Origin of the sequence: Paenibacillus sepulcri (assembly GCF_042647105.1) — a bacterium.
Taxonomy (GTDB): Bacteria; Bacillota; Bacilli; order Paenibacillales; family Paenibacillaceae; genus Paenibacillus_Z; species Paenibacillus_Z sepulcri.
This window is the reverse complement of sequence record NZ_JBHRUP010000001.1, coordinates 3,807,501-3,824,090: the sequence shown is the minus strand read 5'-3', so window position 1 is coordinate 3,824,090 and position 16,590 is coordinate 3,807,501. Positions and strand designations below refer to the sequence as shown.

Here is a 16,590-nt window from a genome sequence, read left to right as displayed (position 1 = left end):
TGCCTGTTTGGTAATGCGAATGATGAAGAGGAGCTGGATTTTTTAATGGAAGCAAATGCGATTGATGTACTGGATATACTTGTTAAAGAAGCGATAGCGGATGCGGTGGTAGCCGCTGGGCTGGCGGCACGCGAGGAGCTTCCCTCCTTCGTGCTGGAAGTGCCCAAGGATAAGTCGCATGGCGATTTGGCGACCAATGCCGCCATGCTGCTCAGCAAGCTGGCCAAGAAGAATCCGCGCCAAATTGCGGAAGCCATACTCGCCCATCTGGATAAAAGCAAGGCATCCATACAGTCCGCGGAGATTGCCGGACCGGGCTTTATTAACTTCCGGATCGACAAGAGCTATCTCTATCCGGTGATCAGTCAGGTGCTGGGCCAAGGCCAGGAATATGGCCGTGTGAATGCGGGAGGCGGACAATCCGTCCAGGTCGAGTTTGTCAGCGCCAATCCGACGGGCAGCCTGCATCTGGGCCATGCCCGCGGCGCCGCTGTGGGCGATGTGCTTTGTAATCTGCTGAATTTCGCCGGCTACCGGGTCACACGGGAATATTACATTAATGATGCCGGTAAGCAGGTAGCGAACCTGGCTTACTCTATTGAGGCCCGCTATAAGGAAGCGCTTGGTCAGGAAGCCCAAATGCCGGAAGACGGTTATTATGGCGAAGATATTATTGGCTTCGCCAAGGCGCTGGCCGAGTCGGAAGGCGACCGGCTGCTGTCGATTCCGGACGATGAGCGTTTTGCATTCTTCCGCGCATACGGCCTGGAGCGGGAGCTGAACAAGATCAAGCGTGATTTGGCGGAATTCCGCGTCGAATTCGACGAATGGTACAGTGAGACGAAGCTGTATGAGAGCGGACAGGTCGAAGCGGCGCTTGAGGCGCTGCGTGAGCGTGGGCAAGTGTTTGAAGAGGAAGGCGCCACGTGGCTGTCCACGATGCCTTATGGCGATGACAAGAACCGCGTGTTGGTGAAAAATGACGGTTCCTACACCTACCTGACGCCGGATATTGCCTATCACCGGGATAAATTCGCCCGCGGCTACGACCGGATGATCAATATTTGGGGCGCTGACCACCACGGCTATATTCCCCGGGTCAAGGCAGCGATGGCTGCGCTCGGCAACGATCCGCAGAAGCTGGTTGTGCTGATTGCCCAGATGGTCAGCCTCTTCCAGAACGGCGAGAAAATGAAAATGTCCAAACGGACCGGCAAGGCGGTCACGATGGAGGATTTGATGGCGGAAGTGGGCATCGACGCCATTCGTTATTTTTTCTCCATGCGGAGCATGGACTCGCATTTGGATTTTGACATGGATCTGGCTATTTCGACATCCAACGAAAATCCGGTATTTTATGTCCAATATGCCCATGCGCGCATCTGCAGCATCTTCCGCCAGGCACAGGAGCAGGACATTCAGCTTCAGCCGCCCGCATCGGTGGATCTGACCCGTCTTGCGACTGAGCATGAATTCGATCTGCTGCGCAAAATGGGCGAGCTGCCGCAGGAAATTGCGGAAGCGGCCGAGCAGTATGCGCCTCACCGGCTTGTCCGGTATGTCTATGAGCTGGCATCCCTGTTCCACAGCTATTACAAGGCGGAACGGGTTATTACCGAGGATGCTGCCCAGACGCAAGCCCGGCTGGCGCTGCTGGCCGCAGTTCGTACAGTGCTGTCGACGGTTCTGCGCCTGATTGGCGTCTCAGCCCCTGAACGTATGTAGATTTGGCAGCTTCCGCGCGTTGAATTGCAAGCAAACCGCAGACCTACCGGTCCGCGGATGCGAGCATGCGCATTACATCCAGCTCCCCGGTTAACCGGGGAGCTTTTGTGCCCCGCAGCGGGAGCATGGAACGCTTTAATATGGCTTTAATCTCGGACGGCGAAAGTCCCGGCTGGTGGGCCAGCAGCAGCGCAATGGCGCCGCTGACATGCGAGGTTGCCATGGAGGTGCCGCTCATCTCATGATATTTTCCGCGCAGCCATGACGACATGATTTTATCTCCGGGAGCATAGATATCAATGTAGATGCCGCGGTTGCTGAACGGTGCAATACGGCGCAGGCGGTTAGTGGCTCCGACAGAAATGGTCTGCGGATATTTGGCCGGATAGTCGACGGACTTTCTTTTCCCGTCATTTCCGGAAGAAGCGACAACAATAACGCCGGCATTGTACGCATTGGTCACCGCTTGGAGCAGTGACTTGCTGCGCGTTTTCATGCCGAAGCTCATGTTAATAATATTCATCCGGTTGCGGACACACCATTCGATGCCCAGAATGATGTCCGATACAAAAGCGCTGCCGTTATGATCGAAGGCTTTTACAGGGTAAACGATGGATCGTGGAGCGACCCCGATCATGCCGCGCAGCTGGTTGGCCGCGGCAATCGTTCCTGCAATATGTGTGCCGTGCCCGTTATCATCATGCGGAAGTGCGGCAGGGTTCAACAAATTGATACCGCGGGCAAGCGAATGCTTAAGGTCGGGATGGCTGAAATCCACACCGGTATCAATTACGCCGATTCTAACCCGGTATCCCGTTGTCATGCCCCATGCTTGCGGGGCTTTAATTTCATTGACACCCCAGGGAATACCCTTTTCGCGTGCGGTCTGCTTGACTGTCGCGGCATGAACGCGAAGCAGGGGGTCATCCTCGATCAGGATGCCGTCGCGGGAACGGGTTTTCAACTGCTCATCGGGTATGGGAAGTGAAAAAGCTTCAATTAATGGAAGATGTCTGGGAGCCTGCTCTTCGGCAAGCGGCTCGCGCAGCTCCGACCATTCCTGGAGGAAGCGCCGATAATCGCTGCGCTGCTCAAAGCGGATGATGCGGCGCTTAACGTGAGACGAGGACTGGGCTTGCGAACTGTGCAGCAGGCGGAGAATTGCGGTTCTGTCCAAGGCTGGCCTCTCCTCCCGGGTGGACTATGCTGCAGTATTGTATGACGGCAAGCGGCAGGCCGTATGAGCAAGTGACCTTTTTTCCTATAATTAGGCTGAATAACCGTGTCATTCGCCGCTGAGGTACATAGAATAAATCAGGAGTCCTTTAACGGCTCTTGCATCCCGGGTGGGCAGCAGCCGGATCATCCGGAAGGATACAGTCAAAGCGAAGGGTTGTCCTTCGCTTTTTCTTTTTACATACAAAAGGCCTGCCGCTTGCTTTTTTGAAAGAAATAGGTTTTACTAAAAGTTGATAATGGATTGTCTGCGTAGTTTTGTAGTAGATTGACATGAGAGGAAGTGTCCAATGAGCAGCGAAATCACCTTGAAGATCGATCCTGAACGCGTCAAGGAAATGCCAATGGTTGATTTGGCTTTTGAACTGCTTAAAGCGGCCAATACGCCGTTTTATTATCGGGATATTATGATGGAAATTGCCAAGATCCGTGGCTTGTCCCAAGATGAAACCAACCAAGTGATTGCGCAAGTATATACGGAAATCAATATTGACGGTCGTTTTGCCTGTGTTGGTAACAATACCTGGGGCCTCAAACGCTGGTATCCGGTGGAACGTTCCGAAGATCCGGTGGGCAACGCCAAACGCCCTCGCATTATCAATGATGATGATGAGGATGACGAGGTTTATCCGGACGAGGAAGAAGAAACCTACACCGCCGAGGAAGAGGATTTCGACAGCTATGACGAAGATCAGGAAATCTTCGACGAGGCGGAAGAGGAAGCTGAGGTTGACGAAGAGGTACTGATCGATGACGAAGAAATCGATGAGGATACCGATGACGTGGAAGAGGATGAGGCGTCGGATGACGAGGATTCCGAGGAAGCGGATGATTTTGAGGATGACGACGAGGACGACGATAAATAGATAAATCTCCAGCGTTTGTCAATTCCAGAAGGTCTTTGGCGAAAATCCCGACGAACCGCCAATGGACGGCGAGCCATTCTTCTGTAAGGGGCGGAAGACCCTTCTTCTTGTCTTGACAGGGGATAGCCGCGAAGAGTAAACTATTGCATGGGCTTTAAGTTCGGACATGCAAGTAATAAGCCAATCCAGAAAGTGCCCCGTCTATACGGGTGTCACTTTTTTCTTTTTTTTATCCTTTTTTCAAATATAAGAAGGTGGGTTTCGACCATGCTCTGCTTATATTTCTTGAGAGAAGAAGCTTGTCTCGCCGCCGAGACGGCGCCAGCCGTCCCTGAAAGTTCAGAAGGATCAAGCTTTATCTATCCTTCTCTGAACGTAATTGAATTGCAGAAACTAATTTCGCCTTCAGCAAGGCAGTGGAATTCGTTTCTTATTAAGGAATTGGGCAATCCTATACTTTAACATCCTAGCGTGGAGGGTATCATCAGTGACCAAGTACATTTTTGTAACCGGCGGTGTCGTGTCGTCTTTGGGTAAGGGCATAACGGCAGCATCGCTCGGCCGATTGCTCAAGAACCGGGGTTTGAAAGTAACGATTCAGAAGTTTGATCCTTATATTAACGTGGACCCGGGAACGATGAGCCCCTATCAGCATGGGGAGGTATTCGTAACCGATGACGGTGCGGAGACTGACCTTGATCTTGGCCACTATGAGAGATTTATTGACATCAACCTGTCCAAGAACAGCAATGTAACGACAGGCAAAATTTACTCCTCCGTTATTACCAAGGAGCGTCGCGGAGAGTATCTTGGGGGCACTGTTCAGGTCATTCCTCACATCACCAATGAAATCAAGGAACGCGTATTCCGTGCAGGCAAGGAGACGGGATCCGATGTGGTGATCACAGAAATCGGCGGTACGGTCGGGGATATTGAAAGCTTGCCTTTTCTGGAAGCGATCCGTCAGATTAAAAGCGATATCGGACGCGATAACGTGATGTATATCCATGTGACGCTGATTCCTTTCATCAAAGCTGCGGGCGAAGAGAAAACGAAGCCCACCCAGCACAGCGTCAAGGAGCTCAGAAGCATCGGCATTCAGCCGAATGTCATCGTGTGCCGGACGGAATACCCGCTTGCGGACGAGTTGAAGCGTAAAATCGCTCTATTCTGCGATATCGACGCCAGTGCAGTTGTGGAATGCCGCGATGCCTCGACCTTGTACGAGGTACCTCTTAACCTGCGCGAGCAGGGTCTGGATGAGATCGTCGTCAACCACCTTAAGCTGACCACCCCTCCGCCGGATATGACGGAATGGGAGAGTCTGGTCACCCGTGTCAAGCAGCTCAGCCGGACCACGGAAATTGCCATTGTCGGCAAGTATGTAGCGCTGCATGATGCTTATCTGAGCATCGTGGAATCGCTCAGCCATGCAGGCTTTGATTCCGATGCGGATGTGAAGCTGCGCTGGGTTAGCGCGGAGGATGTGACAAGCGAGAATGTAGCGGATTTGCTGGATGGCGTTCATGGCATTCTGGTGCCTGGCGGCTTCGGCGACCGGGGGATTGAAGGCAAAATCACGGCGATCCGTTATGCCCGCGAGAACCAGATTCCATTTTTCGGCATTTGTCTCGGCATGCAGGTAGCCGTTATCGAGTTTGCCCGCAATGTTACGGGGCTTGCCGATGCCAACAGCTCGGAGATCAACCCTTCCACCAGCTATCCGGTTATTGATCTGCTGCCGGAACAAAAGGATATCGAGGATTTGGGCGGAACCATGCGCCTTGGCTTGTATCCGTGCAAGCTTGCTGCCGGGTCGCTGGCCGAACGTGAATATAGTGACGAGCTTGTATATGAGCGCCATCGTCACCGTTATGAATTCAATAATGAATTCCGCGAACGCATCGAATCGGGCGGACTGCGCATTTCGGGGACTTCGCCGGATGGCCGTCTGGTTGAAATGATCGAGCTGCCGGAGCATCCATGGTTTTTGGCCGTACAGTTCCATCCCGAATTTACCTCCAGACCAAATCGCCCGCAGCCGCTTTTCCGCGGTTTTGTCAGGGCAGCGCTGCTAAGATCCGAGAGTTTAGAAGGAAAGATGTAGTTTTTCACTTTTTTTCCAGCATGAAGCAGGATATTGAATGCCACTTCGCGAATAAATTAACGATTATGGGAGTGTTGACCAAATCGTGCGGCAGGATTTTAGCGCATTCGTAGGAGGGTTTCGAGTTGGATAAGAAGAAAGTGTTAATCGTCGACGACCAAAACGGTATTCGAGTCTTGCTGATGGAAGTATTTAGCAGTGAGGGTTATGTGACCTTTCAAGCCTCTAACGGCAAACTGGCGCTGGAGATCGTAAGGAATGACGTGCCGCATCTTGTCTTACTAGATATGAAAATTCCAGGCATGGACGGACTGGAAATTTTGAAGCACATCAAAGCCATTAACAAAGACATCAAGGTGATCATGATGACCGCTTATGGCGAGCTCGACATGATCAAGGAGGCAACCGACCACGGTGCCCTGATGCATTTTACCAAGCCTTTCGATATCGATGAGATGAGAATGGCCGTTAATTTGCAGCTGCGCGGCGGTGAATCCAACAACTGGTACGCAGTAGGGTCCTGATTATTCAGGGCCTTTTTTCTTTAGAGGTTAGGCAGTTGGCCTGCTTGAGAGGAATGCTTCTGGGGCGGTGGAAGGCCTGCTGACCACGGAGCCAAGCGTTTCAAAGACCTGTACCAAACAATAAACGGTTGTGGTATACTAGCGGGGTATAACAAGCAGAACCGTGATTTATTCCGTTTTACCCGCAGAGTGCTCCCGCTGCAAGCTTTCTGAAAATACCGGAAAAGGACGAGTCTTACGCTCCTTCTCTGTATTTTTGCGGGAAGATGCTTGGGTCGCCAGAGCGCAGTTAGCGACAAGCAGCTCGCAGCAGGCATAACCTCCATCTTATTAATCTATAGGAAACGTCCAGCTTTTCGTTATGCTTTCTCTTATAGATTTGAAGGAAGAAACGATTTTCACCATCACCGGAAGGTGGCGGGGCGTTGCTTCATTTCAGGGGTGTTTGTTTGTGGAGAATGGCGCGCAGGAGAGAGAAGCACCGCATGTCAGAGCCATGCTTCACACCCTTAAGCTCGCGGCTTTTTGCAAGCTGATTGCTTGATGGAGCAGGGCCAAAAACTTTTAGGAGGAACAGAGAATCTATGCCACTCGTATCAATGAATGAATTTTTACCAAAAGCCAAAGCCAACAAATTCGCAGTCGGCCAGTTCAACATGAACAACCTCGAGTTCGCGCAGGCGATCGTCGAAGCAGCAATGGAGGAAAAATCACCGTTTATTTATGGTGTATCCGAAGGCGCACTGAAATACATGGGTATTGAATTCACTGTTGCCATCGCACAAGCAGCCGCGAAACAATCCGGCTTGCCGATCGCGCTCCACCTTGACCACGGAAGCAGCTTTGAAGTCGCCATGAAATGTATCCGCGCAGGATTCTCCTCGGTTATGTTCGACGGCTCCCACTACGGACTGGAAGAAAATATCGAATTGACCAAGCAGGTTGTAAAAGCTGCACGCGCAATGGGCGTTTCCGTTGAAGGCGAGCTGGGTACAATCGGCGGCGTTGAGGATGATCTGAGTGTTGATGAAGCCGATGCTACGATGGCCAAGCCTGAGGAAGCCATCCGTTTCTACGAAGAAACCGGTGTTGATTGTCTGGCGATTGCTGTAGGTACCGCACACGGTATGTACAAAGGCGAGCCGAAAATCCACTACGATATTATCCAAAAAGTAGCTGATGCCATTCCGGTACCGGTTGTTTTGCATGGCGGTTCGGGCGTTCCAGACGAAGCCATTCGTCTGTCCATTGCAGCCGGCGTAGGCAAAATCAACGTTAATACCGAGAATCAGGTTGCATGCACCAATGCAATCCGCGAAGCATTAAGCGCCAGCGCCTCCGTGATTGACCCGCGTAAATATCTGACACCTGCCCGTAACGCTATGAAAGCAGTTGTTCAAGAAAAAATCCGGCTGTTCGGCAGCAGCAATCAAGCGTAACATCCGGAGCATGGTATAAACCGCCACATAGTACCTGATGAAAATCGATGTCCTCTTTCACTCAATGTCCCGTAATATTTAAGGTGTGAGTAATGGCGTCGAGCGTTCTTCAAAGGATGCGGCGGTTTTTCCTTTGCTCCCTTCCGAGTGGGAGGAAAATGAGGCTGATGGAAAAATTAATGATACGCGGCGGAAAATCGCTGCGGGGCACCGTGCAGATCAGCGGGGCAAAAAACAGCGCAGTCGCGCTTTTGCCAGCTGCCATCCTGGCGGAGTCAACAGTTGTTCTGGATAACTTGCCGCTGATCAGTGACGTAGCGGTTTACAGTGAAATACTGCGTGAGCTTGGCGGAACGGTTACAAGAAGCGGAGATGCGATTTCGATCGATCCATCCGGAATGCAATCCATCCCGATGCCTAACGGAAAAGTAAAGCTGCTTCGCGCCTCTTATTATTTGATGGGTGCCATGCTTGGTCGTTTTGGCGAAGCGACAATCGGTCTTCCCGGGGGCTGTAATTTCGAGCCCAGGCCCATTGAACAGCATATTAAAGGATTTGAAGCACTTGGCGCCAAAGTGACGAATGACCATGGATCGGTTCGTATCGTAGCCAAAGAGCTGCGGGGTGCAAAAATTTATCTTGATGTAGCCAGTGTTGGAGCAACCATTAATATTATGCTTGCGGCCTCCCGGGCCAAAGGTTCCACGATTATCGAAAACGCGGCAAAAGAGCCTGAAATTATAGATGTTGCCACTCTTCTTAACGCCATGGGCGCGAAAATTAAAGGAGCCGGGACAGAGACGATCCGTATTGAGGGAGCAGACAGCTTGCATGGTTGCCGTCACTCGATTATCCCCGACCGCATTCAAGCAGGAACCTACATGATTGCCGCTGCGGCGACCCGCGGCGACGTACTTATTGATAACGTGATTCCCAAGCATATGGAGGCCGTTACAGCCAAGCTCCAGGAAATGGGCGTTCATGTGTATGAAATGGATGAATCCATTCGTATCGTCGGTCAGGCCGACTACGAAGCGATTGATGTCAAAGCGCTTGTGTACCCCGGATTTGCCACCGACTTGCAATCTCCGATGACCAGTCTGCTGACCCAAACGAAAGGCGTTAGTATTCTGAGCGACTATATTTACAGCAACCGGTTCAAGCATGTTCCCGAATTAACGAGAATGGGCGCCAATATCAGGGTAGAGGGCCGATCGGCCATTGTTGAAGGCGGACCTCTTACCGCGGCCAAAGTACGTGCTGCCGATTTGCGGGCAGGAGCTGCGCTGGTTGTGGCGGCACTGACTGTTCCTGAGGGCGTGACGGAAATAACCGGAGTTGAATATATAGACAGAGGTTATGACAATCTGGTGGATAATTTACGTATGCTTGGCGCGGATGTTTGGCGTGAGCAGGAACAAGAGTAAAGAATAGTAGGATGCGAGAGTAGAATCGGCTTTGGAATAGACAAGGCCGATTCCGGCAATGATGGATGGAATAAGATGGATTTTGATCATTGAAAAGAAGTGGTGATAATATGTCCGATCTTCAGATCGCCGATCTTGAAGAATTGAAGCTGACCGAGCTGTACAAGCTGGCTAAACAGTTTCAGATACCGTATTACGGTACATTGAAGAAGAAAGAATTGATTTTTGCCATCCTGCGCGCTCAAGCAGAGCAGGGCGGACTCATGTTTATGCAGGGTGTACTTGAGATCCTGTCAGAGGGATACGGGTTTCTCCGCCCGATCAACTATTTGCCCAGCACTGAAGATATTTATATTTCTGCATCCCAGATCCGCAAGTTTGACTTGCGAACAGGCGACTTGGTTTCCGGCAAATGCCGTCCTCCCAAGGAGAACGAACGTTATTTCGGATTGCTTCAAGTCAACGCGGTCAATGGAGAAAGCCCCGAACAAGCCGGAGAACGTCTGCATTTTCCTGCCCTTACTCCTCTTTACCCAGAAAAGAAGCTAGTCCTTGAAACTTCCCAATCCAAACTATCCACGCGCATTATGGACCTGCTTGCACCCGTTGGACTTGGTCAGCGGGGACTTATCGTTGCTCCGCCGAAAGCGGGCAAGACCTTGCTGCTCAAGGAAATTGCCAACAGCATTTCCACCAATCACCCGGAAATTGAATTATTCGTGCTGCTGATCGATGAGCGGCCGGAGGAAGTAACGGATATGTCGCGTTCGGTCAAAGGAGAGGTTGTAGCCTCAACCTTCGATGAATTGCCGGAGAATCATATCAAGGTTACGGAGCTGGTTCTGGAACGGGCGTTGCGGCTGGTAGAGCACAAGAAAGATGTTGTTATTTTGATGGATAGCATAACGCGGCTTGCACGTGCCTACAATCTCGTGGTTCCGGCTTCTGGACGGACGCTCAGCGGCGGTATCGATCCTGCTGCGTTCCATCGCCCCAAGCGGTTTTTCGGTTCCGCGCGTAATGTCGAAGAGGGCGGAAGCTTGACGATTCTGGCGACGGCGCTTATCGAAACAGGCTCGCGTATGGATGATATTATTTATGAGGAATTCAAGGGAACGGGTAATATGGAGCTTCATCTGGACCGCAAGCTGGCAGATCGCCGCATCTTCCCGGCCATGGATATCCGCCGTTCGGGAACAAGGCGCGAAGAAATGCTGCTTACCAAGGAAGAGCTGGATAAAGTATGGGCGATTCGTAAAAACATGAATGATTCAATCGAATTTGTCGACGGGTTCCTGAAGAAGCTCGCGGATACAAAAACGAACGAAGAGTTCCTGGCTTCGCTGGATACCTCCGCGTTGATACAGCCGCCTAAACGGCCGCAAAGCAGCCACTCGTCGAATTCAGGGAGCAGCAGCACGGGAACGAGCGCTGCAAGGCGTCCAACGACCCGTTCAACCCCCGTTTCCTAGGGGAAGAAGGAGGACAACATGAATCTCGTATATGCGGACGAACAGGGTAATTTGTTCGATCATCCGGATTGGTTAGCGCTTGGACGAAGCGGTGACATGATCATTGAATTAATGGAAGATGAATTGATTCCGCTGCCGGAAGGAGCCACACTGGTCGGATTGCCGCATACGCGGCCAATCGGCATACATGCGGCCTCCGGCGAGATGCGGCCGCTTCCTGGCGATGTACAGGCAGTAGGAGCGCTTCTGCCGCAAGGATTTACACGGTTGTGCATTCCCAGCTACATGAAGACAGACAAGACGCAGAAGCTGCCCTTGTTCGGTTATTCAGCTGTCGTCTGGAAGGATGATGGCTTCTACGTAGCGGCGCATAAGTCTGACGATCCGGAGCGGTGGAATCCTCTGAACTGCGACACGGATGAGCTGAATCTTCAGGTGGAACGATTGCTCTCCAAATATCCAGACAATCGTCTTTATAAGCATCTGTCCAATTGTGCCCTTGGCTATGAATGTCTGACGGCATCGAATACATTTTTACAGCGGTGGGAAGGGGCGGTACCGGTATCGTTCTCCTGCAACGCAGGCTGTTTCGGCTGTATTTCCGAACAACCGGACGACAGCGGGTTTCCGGCGCCGCAGACACGGATGAACTTTAAGCCGACTGTCGATGAAATCGTGGACATCATGCTTGAGCATCTGCGTACGCCTGAAGCGATCATCAGCTTCGGCCAAGGCTGTGAGGGTGAGCCCTCGACCCAAGCCAAGATTATTATAGATGCCATGCGGAGGGTCCGCGATCAGACGCAGCTTGGTTTTATTAATATCAATACAAATGCCGGATTGACCGATCATATCCGCGGCATCGTGGACGCCGGATTAAATTTGATGCGGGTAAGCACGATCAGCGCTTTGGATGATCACTACAATGCATATTACAAACCGCGCGGCTATAACCTGAAGAATGTAGAAAAATCACTCCGTTACGCGGCTGACAAAGGGGTATATACGTCAATCAACTATTTGATTTTCCCCGGCGTTACCGATCGTGAGGAAGAGATGGAAGCTATGATCGGCTTCATCAAGCGGACAGGCTTGAAGTTTATCCAAATGCGCAACCTGAACATTGATCCAGAGAGCTACCTGGAGCTGATTCCGAAGCCGCAGGGCGAGATATACGGAATGAAGCAAATGCTGGACATCTTCGCAGAGGAACTTCCGGATGTAGTCATTGGTTCCTACACGCATGTTCCGCCTATGCCGGTTAAATAGGGAATTAACCGCTTTAGTAAGCAAAAGGAATTCATTGCGCGTTTGACGTGAGCCATGCTATACTACTTTGAGTGTGTATTTTAACTCTGGGTCCGCCTGTGACTCAGGGCAGAAAGAGGTGTGTACGATGAAACAAGGTATTCATCCGACCTACCACGTCACCACGGTTACTTGCGCTTGCGGGAACACATTCGAATCAGGTTCGATCAAAGAGAATCTGCGTGTAGAGATTTGTTCCGCTTGTCACCCGTTCTTCACGGGTAAGCAAAAGTTCCTGGATGCCGGCGGCCGCGTCGACAAATTCAAGAAAAAATACGGTATCTAATTCCATTGAACCGTCTCTGCCTTTAATTAGCAGAATACAAGAGCCTCCCTTAGCCATCCTATGGCTAAAGGGAGGTTTTTTTATGAAGTTTTCACGCAAATCTACAGTTCTTGCCGCCGGGCTGGCGCTGCTTCTCGTACTTGCCGCGCTTGCCGGATGCGGGGTGAAGAAAGACGGCAGCAACAATATGAACACCCGCTCTTACGGTCATGACGGCTATATGGGCCTTTCCAACAGCAACCCTCATTTGCCCAATCGCAACGGCAATGATCTCAATTATGGATCGGATGGCGATTTCGCGGAACGGAAGCTGAAGGAAATTCCCGGAGTTGCGGATTATAACATTATGATTCAAGGGCCAAAGCTCAAGGTATCGGTCAAGGCTGCCCCGAATGTGGATGAGGCGCAATTGAAGGAGAAAGTATTATCCACTCTGCAGAAAAACATGCCGCGCTATAAGGTATCTGTTACCTCGAAGAAGTAAGGGGAGTTTCTCTTTTTGTGACTGGTTGTAAAAAGACGGCATAGCAGCGTTTCCCAATGGACTGTCATTTCTTCTTATAGTTGCACTTTAAGACAGAACACGCTATAATTATTTCTGCCGTGCTAGACGGGGAGGTAGCGGTGCCCTGTAACTCGCAATCCGCTGTAGCGAGGTTGAATTCCTGTCCGAGGTTATGCCGATGCGGGGCTGGTTTTTAGGAACAGTGTTGACGGTTTGGTCCTCCGCAATGGACGCTTGTGAACCCGGTCAGGTCCGGAAGGAAGCAGCCGTAAGCGGGTACGTTCATGTGCCGGGGGAGTGCCTGGCCAGAGCTGGGAATAAAATTGCCGCCCGGGTCGCATGTATCGAAGACAGGTGCGCGGTTTAACTCTATAGTAGCCACCTAAGTAAAACATAAACATCCAAGCGAAGCGTAATATGACTTCGTGTGGATGTTTTTTTCTTTTTCTGCAGGAATTTGGTAATTATGGAACGAAAGGAAGAAACAGCATATTAAAAAAGAGGGGATCACCATGTACAAAGCGCCATCCTTGCCAACCGGCTCAATAAGTATGGATATGCTTGATGATTACTCCAGTCATCTGCCCGGAACTATGGTTTTGGTGCTGGATGATCAAGGTATGATTACCGAGTGCAATTCCTTATTTTTAAGCGAAACGGGTTACACCTCCTCGACGATCCTCAATCGAAGCATATCATCTCTTTCCGACAGCCAATTATTTAATACAGAAACGGGCGGAGATGTGCTCAGCATCGGGAACCGGAATATTATTAAACCGGCTCCCACGCGGTTGAAAAAAGCCAACGGTGAAGTTCTCATCCTCCATGTGATGCCTTTAAGAATGGAGAACGGGCATGACCTGCACCACTTGCTGCTTCTTTTCAGCCAGGAGCCTGTAAAGGAAGGGAATCTGATCCAGCGCTTTGGAGAAACGATGCTGCGGGACGATCACATTGGAGTGATTCTGCTTCACCCCTCAGAGTCGATCATTCTGGATATTAGCCCGCTGGCATGCAGGCTGCTTGGCGCTTCGAAATCCGCCATTGTGAATGAGCCGCTCCATCATTTCTTTGCCTCCTCCAAGGAATACAAATTCATTCAAAGCGCACTTGCAGGCGGTCCGGCCGTGCGGAATTACCCCATGACCTGGATTCAGGGCAGTGAACAGACAGAGCTGTTGATGGATGTCGGACTTTTTCACAGTTCCGGGGGCGTAGTGGAGGGCGCTTATATTCTGTTCAAGGATGTCACCAATTTACGATCGCTGGAGGTGCAGGTTCAGCGCAGCGACCGCCTGGCGATGATTGGCCAGATTGCCGCTGGAGCCGCTCACGAAATACGCAATCCGCTCACCGCGATACGCGGATTTATGCAGATGTTTCAAAAAACAATGACCGCGCGCGGAATGACCAAGGAAGTGGAGTATACGGAGATTATGCTCACAGAGCTTGATCGGATCAACAGTCTCGTCGGTGAATTTCTTATGCTGAGCAAACCCAGGCATGTCACCCAGGATCTGATTCAAATTGATGCCGTATTTCGCGAAATTATGCCGATGGTTGCCAGCGAAGCCCTGCTTCACAGCGTATCAGTGTCATGGGAATGGGGGGCGGAACTTCCCGTTGTTAAGGCTGATCCGGAGATGTTGAAGCAGGTGCTGCTGAATATTTGCAAAAACGGTATTGAAGCTATGAGCATCGGGGGGACATTGACAGTACATGCACAAGTGGAGAATAACAGTGAAGGGAGATGGCTGATGATTGAAATCCAGGATACGGGACCGGGAATTCCCCTTTCCATGCTGGATAAAATATTCGATCCGTTCGTGACAACGAAGGCTAACGGAACCGGACTCGGTCTTTCGGTCTGTCAACGGATTTTGCATGATTTCGGGGGATCGATCCGGGCGGATACGACAGAGGAAGGCGCTCTTTTTACCATTATGCTGCCCTGTTAAAAGTTCCGGTCCCGGCTGCGCCATTCTCTTACGGAATTGTTTTTACCAAACGTATATCCAGCCGCTCCGCTGCAAACAGCGGAGCAGCAGCGATTGCATAGAGGGAAAAGAAAGAAAGCCCGCAGGTTAACGGTTTTTTTGGCGGACGGGTTCGTGTATAATGAGAATACCGGGCAATGCCCATAATGAGCCGAAAGGAACGTTCCGTGTGACACATATCGCTTTATATCGCGCCTGGCGTCCACAGACGTTCCAGGACATGGTCGGCCAGCAGCATATTATCCAGACGCTGCAAAATGCGATCCGGGAAGACCGGGTGTCGCATGCATATCTGTTTAACGGTCCCCGAGGGACAGGCAAGACAACGGCGGCCAAAGTATTGGCCAAGGCAATTAACTGCGAGCGGGGGCCAGCGCCGGAGCCATGCAATGAATGCGACGCATGTCGCGGAATCACTGCAGGAACCGTCATGGATGTCGTTGAGATTGATGCAGCATCCAACCGGGGTATTGACGAGATTCGGGATATCCGGGACAAGGTCAGGTACGCACCATCTGAAGTCCGTACCAAGGTGTATATTATTGACGAGGTTCACATGCTTACTACAGAAGCGTTTAATGCGCTGCTCAAAACGCTGGAGGAGCCGCCAGGCCATGTCATTTTCATCCTGGCGACTACGGAACCGCATAAGCTGCCGGCTACAATTATTTCGCGCTGCCAACGCTTCGATTTCCGCCAGGTTTCACTGCCGGAGCAGACAGAGCGGCTGCGCCGAATATGCGATGAAGAAGGGATTGGCGCGGAGGATGAGGCGCTGGCCTATATTGCACGTCTCTCCGATGGCGGAATGCGTGATGCCATCAGCCTGCTGGAGCAGGTTTCTGCTTATGCGGCAGAGCAGATTACGCTTATCGATGCCGTCGAAGTAACCGGGGGGTTAGCGGCAGAGCAGTTTGCCCAGTTGGCTGAGGCTGTACGCGACCGTAACGCCGGGGCAATACTGCCGTTAGTTGAAGGACTTATGCAGGCAGGCAAAAGTGCGGACAAATGCCTCGAGAATTTAGTATACTATTTTCGGGACCTGCTCGTTATAAAATTGGGTCCGCAAGGCCGCGCCTCAACGGAGCGGATTGTAGATCAGGAGCAGTTCAAAGCTATGGCTGAAGCTTTCAGCTCCGAGCGGCTTTTCCGCATGATTGATGTACTGAATCAATATCAAACGGAGATCCGTCATGCCACGCTCCCTCAAACGATTTTTGAAGTCGCTCTGATGAAGATCTGCACGCTTCCGGAGACACCGGCTTCAGGTCTGCCGGACGATCATGCTGGCAGGGGAGCGAACGCGGCGCCCGCTCAGGTGTCCGCTGCTGCAGCTCCCCCGGAAATGCTGCGGCTGCAGCAAAGGGTCGAGACCTTGGAGCGCAGACTGGAACAGCTGCTGCGCACCGGTGTTCAGCCTGCCGGCGAAGAATCCAAAGGTACTGCTGCAGAAGCGGCGGGTTCAAGCCAGACACGAGGCGGACGCGGCGCAGCATTCGGCAATCGCGGCGGTGCTGCTTCACCTTCAGGCGGAACCGTTCGTTCGAATGTGAAGCTGGAACCCTTTCTTGCAGCTGCTGAAGGGCAAGCGATTGCCCAGGTGCGCATGAAGTGGAGCGAGATTTTGCAGCGAGTCAAGGAAATGCGTATTACAGTGCACGCCTGGCTGGTTGATGGGGAGCCGGTATCGGCTGCAGA

Annotated in this window: 13 protein-coding genes and 1 other RNA gene (1 of these 14 cut by a window edge); 13 read left to right on the top strand and 1 reads right to left on the bottom strand. The window is 51.6% G+C overall.

All coding sequences use genetic code 11. The features are described from left to right. The first annotated feature begins 45 nt into the window (after positions 1-45). Positions 46-1,725 carry an arginine--tRNA ligase gene (argS, locus tag ACFOLF_RS16845; RefSeq protein WP_210046157.1) on the top strand — a complete coding sequence of 560 codons (1,680 nt, stop codon included), beginning with the start codon at positions 46-48 and terminating at the stop codon, positions 1,723-1,725. A 43-nt stretch (positions 1,726-1,768) separates the two neighbouring features. Here the strand turns inward: argS and ACFOLF_RS16840 are convergent, their stop codons facing one another. Further along, positions 1,769-2,902, bottom strand: coding sequence for a S8 family peptidase (locus ACFOLF_RS16840; RefSeq protein ID WP_210046156.1), 1,134 nt, complete (start codon positions 2,900-2,902; stop codon positions 1,769-1,771). A 349-nt stretch (positions 2,903-3,251) separates the two neighbouring features. Between ACFOLF_RS16840 and rpoE the strand changes: the two genes are divergently transcribed. The 12 genes from rpoE to dnaX form a co-directional block, all read left to right on the top strand. Then, entirely contained in the window at positions 3,252-3,827 is a 576-nt protein-coding gene (gene rpoE / locus ACFOLF_RS16835) for a DNA-directed RNA polymerase subunit delta (protein WP_210046155.1), read from the top strand. Between the two features lie 487 nt (positions 3,828-4,314). Then, complete coding sequence (locus ACFOLF_RS16830) at positions 4,315-5,934, top strand: CTP synthase (protein WP_210046154.1); 1,620 nt, start codon at positions 4,315-4,317, stop codon at positions 5,932-5,934. Between the two features lie 125 nt (positions 5,935-6,059). Beyond that, a complete protein-coding gene (locus ACFOLF_RS16825; protein WP_210046153.1) occupies positions 6,060-6,458 on the top strand; it encodes a response regulator in 399 nt (132 codons plus the stop codon). A gap of 584 nt (positions 6,459-7,042) precedes the next feature. Then, complete coding sequence (fba, locus tag ACFOLF_RS16820) at positions 7,043-7,897, top strand: class II fructose-1,6-bisphosphate aldolase (RefSeq protein ID WP_210046152.1); 855 nt, start codon at positions 7,043-7,045, stop codon at positions 7,895-7,897. Between the two features lie 167 nt (positions 7,898-8,064). Further along, positions 8,065-9,324, top strand: coding sequence for a UDP-N-acetylglucosamine 1-carboxyvinyltransferase (locus tag ACFOLF_RS16815; protein WP_210046151.1), 1,260 nt, complete (start codon positions 8,065-8,067; stop codon positions 9,322-9,324). A gap of 110 nt (positions 9,325-9,434) precedes the next feature. Continuing rightward, positions 9,435-10,796, top strand: a complete 1,362-nt coding sequence (gene rho / locus ACFOLF_RS16810) for a transcription termination factor Rho (RefSeq protein ID WP_210046150.1) — start codon at positions 9,435-9,437, stop codon at positions 10,794-10,796. 18 nt (positions 10,797-10,814) lie between these two features. Continuing rightward, complete coding sequence (locus ACFOLF_RS16805) at positions 10,815-12,065, top strand: radical SAM protein (RefSeq protein ID WP_210046149.1); 1,251 nt, start codon at positions 10,815-10,817, stop codon at positions 12,063-12,065. A gap of 127 nt (positions 12,066-12,192) precedes the next feature. Beyond that, positions 12,193-12,390, top strand: a complete 198-nt coding sequence (rpmE, locus tag ACFOLF_RS16800) for a 50S ribosomal protein L31 (protein ID WP_210046148.1) — start codon at positions 12,193-12,195, stop codon at positions 12,388-12,390. Between the two features lie 82 nt (positions 12,391-12,472). Further along, positions 12,473-12,874, top strand: coding sequence for a YhcN/YlaJ family sporulation lipoprotein (locus tag ACFOLF_RS16795; protein WP_210046147.1), 402 nt, complete (start codon positions 12,473-12,475; stop codon positions 12,872-12,874). 117 nt (positions 12,875-12,991) lie between these two features. Continuing rightward, an RNA gene (ffs, locus tag ACFOLF_RS16790) (signal recognition particle sRNA large type) lies at positions 12,992-13,257 on the top strand. A gap of 150 nt (positions 13,258-13,407) precedes the next feature. Beyond that, positions 13,408-14,853, top strand: a complete 1,446-nt coding sequence (locus ACFOLF_RS16785) for an ATP-binding protein (RefSeq protein ID WP_210046146.1) — start codon at positions 13,408-13,410, stop codon at positions 14,851-14,853. 208 nt (positions 14,854-15,061) lie between these two features. Further along, positions 15,062-16,590, top strand: the 5' portion of a protein-coding gene (dnaX, locus tag ACFOLF_RS16780) for a DNA polymerase III subunit gamma/tau (protein ID WP_210046145.1). 292 nt of this gene lie beyond the right edge of the window; only the first 1,529 of its 1,821 coding nucleotides appear in the window; the start codon lies at positions 15,062-15,064; the stop codon falls past the right edge of the window.